This is a genomic window from Deinococcus aerophilus (genome assembly GCF_014647075.1).
In the GTDB taxonomy this organism is placed as follows: domain Bacteria; phylum Deinococcota; class Deinococci; order Deinococcales; family Deinococcaceae; genus Deinococcus; species Deinococcus aerophilus.
In genome coordinates this window covers 1-1509 of sequence record NZ_BMOM01000072.1, presented here as the reverse complement: position 1 = coordinate 1509, position 1509 = coordinate 1, and the positions used below count along the sequence as shown (strand labels likewise).

Here is a 1509-nt window from a genome sequence, read left to right as displayed (position 1 = left end):
GTGGTGCTACTTGGCCATGACCCGTCTCCTGCTCCGCCGGCTGGTCACAATATGAAAAGACTGTCTGAGACAGTCTTTTCATATCCAAAACGGGCTCTAGTTAAGGACGAAACGGGCATGGGATTCGGGAAGTCCGTCAAATCTCTTGGGCTGAATTCTGGCGAAGTCATCAAGGCCTACGCTGAAGAGACCTGTGGTAAGCACGCCAATCAGCCGTAGTACTGGCACCCCCTCGGACTAAGCTCGTATGAGGACTGTGTTGGGCCACTTCCCGAGACTCTGGGGGCAGTACTAAAGAGCATTGGAGACGCAGATACTGCCCCTTCTGCTGTGCGTACTTCGTCTACACCACTGACCATAAGGTGTCAGGTGCCGAGGTCCTCAGGCTCCAAATTCAGAGCGCCAGCGACGTGCGGCTGTGCCAGCTGCGTCGGGCCAAGTGGGGGAGCTCCCCTCTATTTCTCGGGGTTCTGGTGAAAACGGCGGCGGAAACGGGCGTGGAGATTCTGTGTCTTTTCCGCCGCATCAGCCGCCTCAGCGCTGTGAATCAGGCGGCCCCCGCGCGACGTGGCCCCTACCACCAGGGCAGCAGAGATCAGCACCAGATTCTTGATGATGTATTGCCCCTCCAGCGTGGGCACCCAGGGCACAACCTTGAATGTTTCAGCTGGAAAAAAAACCAGCGGCAAAAAGGTGCCCGCCATCTGCGCGAAGAGCAGCAGTAGCGCCACGCGTAGAAAGCGCCCCGAGAGCAACCCCAGCCCAATCAGGCACTCCCAGGTAGCCAGCAAGGGTAGGCTGATCTGCGCTGGAAGGTGGCCGAAGGTCAGCACCGAGATGGTGCTGGTGGCGAGATCCTGGGCTTCGCTGAGCCCTGGGAAAAACTTCTGGATACCGAACCAGAAGAACACCAACCCCAGTGTCAGCCGCAGCAGCACGATGCCGTGGCGTGCCCACCAACTGACCACACGAAGTTCCAGTGCGTCGATTTTCCAGGCCAGGGTATCGTTCGGCACTGTGGATGGCGTCTCACGGGGGAAGGGCGAAGTGAAATTGGGTGGATCTGGGATCATGCGTGCTCCTTGAGCACATTGGAAGGCTCACTTAGGTCTATGCACGTTTCGCCGAATTGGATCACGTCGAACTTGGCGTCGCAAGCAGCGCTGATTCATTAGCGCAGGTTTTGGTTCCCAGTCTCAGGTCACCCCGCATCGCGGCAGCTCGGCCGTGGCCCTTGCCATTTCGCTCTCTACTTCTGGACTGGACCCGGACGAACCGGGGACACAACTGCAGGGCTTCTCCCTGTTGGAGGTTCCGGCCGGTGTGGGTGATTTCAACCCTGCCTGCAGGTCAGTTTTGACAACAACTCGCATTGTCATGCTGTTCCCGGAGGACCCCCCCTTGAACTCCACCCCCACCCCCGTCATCACCGCCCGCCCGGCCCGCCGGTCCAGGGTCCGTGCACCCTCCAGCGCGGCACAGCTCTGTGACCCTGGTTCCCATCACCTC

2 protein-coding genes are annotated in these 1509 nt (G+C 59.5%); one reads left to right on the top strand and one right to left on the bottom strand.

The features are described from left to right. Nucleotides 1-219: hypothetical protein (locus tag IEY21_RS16975; RefSeq protein ID WP_229753191.1), on the top strand; the 219-nt coding region annotated here is incomplete at its 5' end. Between the two features lie 236 nt (nucleotides 220-455). On the opposite strand, the gene IEY21_RS16600 is transcribed toward IEY21_RS16975, so the two are convergent. Then, a complete protein-coding gene (locus IEY21_RS16600) occupies nucleotides 456-1073 on the bottom strand; it encodes a DoxX family protein (RefSeq protein ID WP_188905449.1) in 618 nt (205 codons plus the stop codon). Between the last annotated feature and the right edge of the window lie 436 nt (nucleotides 1074-1509).

Bases quoted from the DNA above. Each gene is read 5' to 3' on its own strand.
- IEY21_RS16600 (WP_188905449.1), bottom strand. From the start codon at position 1,073: ATGATCCCAGATCCACCCAATTTCACTTCGCCCTTCCCCCGTGAGACG.